This is a genomic window from Protofrankia sp. CiP1_Cm_nod3 (assembly GCF_982290655.1).
In genome coordinates, this window is the sequence record NZ_CEVIVD010000057.1 from 25,083 (window position 1) to 29,206 (window position 4,124).

Annotated in this window: 3 protein-coding genes and 1 pseudogene; 1 reads left to right on the forward strand and 3 read right to left on the reverse strand. The window is 72.5% G+C overall.

Going from position 1 to position 4,124, the window contains the following annotated elements; genetic code table 11:
* From AC5LUJ_RS13040 to AC5LUJ_RS13050, 3 genes and pseudogenes are all read right to left on the reverse strand, one after another.
* Window positions 1-872 (reverse strand): phosphatidylinositol mannoside acyltransferase (locus AC5LUJ_RS13040; protein ID WP_493465003.1); only part of this gene is annotated, 872 nt, incomplete at its 3' end.
* An 88-nt stretch (window positions 873-960) separates the two neighbouring features.
* On the reverse strand, window positions 961-1,653 hold the full coding sequence (gene pgsA / locus AC5LUJ_RS13045; protein ID WP_250283905.1) for a phosphatidylinositol phosphate synthase: 693 nt from the start codon (window positions 1,651-1,653) through the stop codon (window positions 961-963).
* Window positions 1,654-1,793: 140 nt separating this feature from the next.
* Window positions 1,794-1,904 (reverse strand): annotated as a pseudogene (locus AC5LUJ_RS13050) (Cys-every-fifth RiPP peptide CefA); the annotation flags it as partial.
* 300 nt (window positions 1,905-2,204) lie between these two features.
* Here AC5LUJ_RS13050 and AC5LUJ_RS13055 point away from each other — a divergent pair.
* Window positions 2,205-4,124, forward strand: a 1,920-nt coding sequence (locus tag AC5LUJ_RS13055) for an elongation factor G (RefSeq protein WP_493464999.1), incomplete at its 3' end; no start/stop codon positions are given.

The window sequence follows — 4,124 nt, forward strand, 5'->3', positions numbered from 1 at the left end:
GTCTGCGGTGGTGTCTGCGGTGGCGTGGCCGGTGGCTCGTCCCGCCAGATGCGCTGGAGCATGTGCCAGTCCGCGGGATGGGCGGCGATGCCCTCGGCGAACGCGTCGGCCAGCGCCTGGGTCATCCGCGCCACGTCGGTGTGCGGCACCGCCGGGTGGATGCGCACCCCCCAGCCGTCCCGGTCGAACCAGAGCGTGGCCGGCAGCAGGGTCGCGCCGGTCCGTAACGCCAGGGCGGCCGGCCCCGGCGGCATGGTGGCCGTCGCGCCGAAGAACACCACCGGCACGCCGTCCGCGGAGATGTCGCGGTCGGCCAGCAGGCAGATCGTGCCACCTGCGCCGAGGCGGTCGGCCAGCAGGCCGAAGGGGGGCCGCTCACCCCCGGTCAGCGGGATGACCTCCATGCCGAGCGCCGAACGGAACCGGACGAACCGGTCGAACAGCGACGCCGGCCGGAGGCGTTCGGCCACGGTCGTGAACGGCTCACCGGTGGCGGCCAGCCAGGCGCCGGCATGCTCCCAGTTGCCCATGTGCGGTAACGCGATGACGGTCCCGCGGCCGCTGGCGATGGCGTCGCGCAGACGTGGCTCGTCCAGCATGCGCATTCCCCCGATGATCCGCTCGCGGGAGATGTCCTGGAGGCGGAAGACCTCCAGCCAGTAACGCGCGTAGGAACGCATGGCCGCCCGGGTGAGCCGGTCGAGATCGGTGCCGGGCGGGGCGACACGGGCCAGGTTGGCGCGCAGCCGGCGCGCGCCGCGGCCACCCCGCCGGACGGCGACGTCGGCCACCACCGTGAACGCCACAGCCGCCACCCGCTCGGGCAGCAGCCGGACCACCCGCCAGCCCGCCGCGTACGCCAGACCGGTCATCCGCGCGCGGGACACCCAGGGCTCGGCTCCCAACCACGTCACCAGCCAAATCCTGGTCATTCGCGCGCGGGACACCCGGTACGCGCCGTCAGCGGGCCCGCGGGCCGGCGGTGGGCCCGGCCGGTGTGGCGTCGGCGCCGGTGGCCGCGGGCACGGCGGCGGTGCCGGCCGCCCCGGCCCCCCGCAGATACTGCCGACGCACATGAACAACACGTTGCGTCACCGTCAGGACGGTGGCGCCGGCAAGGAACCACAGCGCGGCCGGCAGCAGGTACGGCACGCCCAGGCCGTAGAGACCGGCCGCGACCAGGACGATCAGCAGGCGCTCGCCGCGTTCGGCGAACCCTACGTCACACCGCAGCCCGAGGCCCTCGGCCCGCGCCTTGACGTAGGAGGTGATCGAGCCGGCCACCAGGCTGATCAGGGCGGCCACGCACAGTGGCAACGAGTCGCCGTCACCGGCGTACCACAGGATCAGCGAGCCGAAGATCGCGCCGTCCCCGACCCGGTCGGAGGCCGAGTCCAGGAACGCGCCCCACGGCGAGGAGATCCCACGGGCCCGGGCGATCAGGCCGTCGAGCAGGTCGGAGAAGACGAACAGTGTGATCACGAGGGTGCCGACGAAGAAGACCCCGCGGGTGAAGAAGCCCAGAGCGGCACCACTGACACCGATGGTGCCGACGATCGTCACCGCGTCCGGCGACACCGACGACCGGGCCAGCCGCTCACCCAGGGGATCGAGCACCCGTTGAATCTGCGGCCGCGCCTTGCTAGCGAGCATGTACGTCCCGTCGTGTACGTCCGGTGCTGTCCCTCACAGTACCGCTGTGACCATCGGCAACCAGTTCCTTGCCGGACCGACATGGGTTGTTCACATGCCGGCGGAGGGGGAACCTGTTCTCACGAGTTTTTCACAGCCGCTCACCGCTGACCGTCGGCACAACAACCGTCAACGTGACAACCGTCAACGTGACAACCGTCGACACCACAACCAGTGACGGGGCAGGTGTCGACACGACAACCGTCGGCACCACACGTCGACCCGACAACAGCCGGACCGTTTCCTTACACCTCCACATTCCTTCACCCACGCAACCAACCCTCCACCCACACAACCAACCACCCATACAACTCTTCACCAACACAACCATCACCACTGACACAACCACTCATGACGACACGATCACGCGACCCGCCGCCGGCCGCCCGGAGCGGGTCGGCCCGTCGCGCTCGTCCAGTCACCCAGGCGGGGTCCACTGGTCCAGCCCTCCCAGCCGCCCAGTGGCCGTCACCAGGGCCACCGGGTGGCCGTGTCACACCGGGGAGGCGCAGGTGAAAACAACCGTATGCAATGATCGTCCCGACCTCGAGCAGCTGGCTGACGTACGCAACGTCATTCTTGTCGGCCACACCGGCGCGGGTAAGACGACTCTTGCCGAGAGCCTGCTGGCCGCGGCCGACGAGGGCGAGGCGGCGCAGAGCCGTCCCGTCCCGCCGCGGCATACCGATCACGACGATGCCGAGCACCGCCAGCGCACGATCAGCCTGGCCGTCCTGTCCACCACCCACCGGGGCATGCGGATCAACCTGCTCGACACCCCCGGGCTCGCCGACTTCATCGGCGACCTGCGCGCCGGGCTGCGCGGCGGGGACGCGGCCCTGTTCGTGGTCAGCGCACTCGACGGCGTCGACGGCTTCACCCAGCTGCTGTGGGACGAGTGCGCCGCCGCCGGCACACCCCGGGCCATTGTGATCACAAAGCTGGAGCACCCCCGGGCCGACTTCGCCAGGACCGTCGCCACCTGCCAGAAGCTGTTCGGCCCGGGCGTGCTGCCGCTGCACCTGCCGGTGCGCCTGCCGGCGGCGAACGGGGCCGCGCCGGGACACGGCGGCTACGGCGGCTACCGGCTGGTCGACCTGCTCTCCGCGGACGGCACCGGGAACAGCGCCGCCCAGGCAGCGGTGGCCGCCGCCCGTGGCGCCCTGATCGAGGGGATCATCGCCGAGAGCGAGGACGAGTCCCTGCTCGAGCAGTACCTCGCCGGGGAGCGGCTGGCACCGGGCCTGCTGCTCGGCGACCTGGAGACCGCGGTCGCCCGCGGCCGCTTCCACCCCGTCCTGCCCGTGGCCGGCCCGGCCGGTGCCGCCGGCGGCGGGAGCGGTGACATGCTGGGCGCCACCGAGCTGCTGGACCTGTTCACCCGGGCGTTCCCCTCCCCCGCCGAGCACCGCCTGCCGGTGAGCACCCGGCCCGACGGGTCGTCGGGCCCACCGCTGTCGGCCGACCCCGACGGCCCGCTGGCCGCCGAGGTCATCAGGACCACGACCGACCCCTATGTCGGGCGCATCTCGCTGGTCAGGGTGTTCTCCGGGACGCTGCGCGCGGACATGGCCGTGCACGTCTGCGGGCACGGCCGGGCCGAACGCGGCCATCCCGACCATGACGACGACGGGCGGATCGTGGGGATCTCCCGGCCGGCCGGGAGATCCGGACAGCAGCCGGCGCGGGCCGTCCGGGCCGGCGGTCTGTGTGTCGTGGCGAAACTGGCCACCGCGGAGACCGGCGACACCCTGTCCAGCCCGGACGACCCCATCCTGCTGCAGACGTGGTCGATGCCGCGGCCGCAGCTGCCCGTGGCGATCCGCTCGCGGACGAAGAGCGCGGAGGACAAGCTGTCGACCGCGCTGGCCCGCCTCGCCGCGGAGGACCCGAGCCTGACGGTGGAGTACGGCACCGAGACCGGCCAGCTCGTGCTGTGGTGCATGGGCGAGGCGTACAGCGACGTCGTCGTCGAGCGGCTGCGGGCCCGCTACGGCGTGGACGTCGACCGGGTGCCGCCGCGGGTCCCGCTGCGGGAGACGCTGCGCGGGCCGGCGCGGGGCACCGGCCGGCACGTCAAACAGTCCGGCGGCCACGGCCAGTACGCGATCTGCCACGTCGCGGTGGAGCCGCTGCCGGCCGGCAGCGGCCGGGAGTTCGTCGACGAGGTGGTCGGCGGCGCGGTCCCCCGGCAGTTCATCCCCTCGGTGGAGAAGGGCGTGCTGCGCCAGCTCGACCTCGGGGTGGCGGCCGGATATCCGCTCGTCGACATCCGGGTACGGCTGGTCGACGGCAAGGCCCATTCGGTGGACTCCTCCGACATCGCCTTCCAGGCCGCCGGGGCGCTGGCGGTGAAGAACGCCGCCCGGGCCGCCGGGATCGTCCTGCTCGAGCCAGTGCTCGCTGTCTGCGTGCTCGCCCCCGACGAGCAC

Coding starts and splice junctions, on each gene's coding strand:
- pgsA (WP_250283905.1), bottom strand. CDS start 1,653: ATGCTCGCTAGCAAGGCGCGGCCGCAGATTCAACGGGTGCTCGATCCC.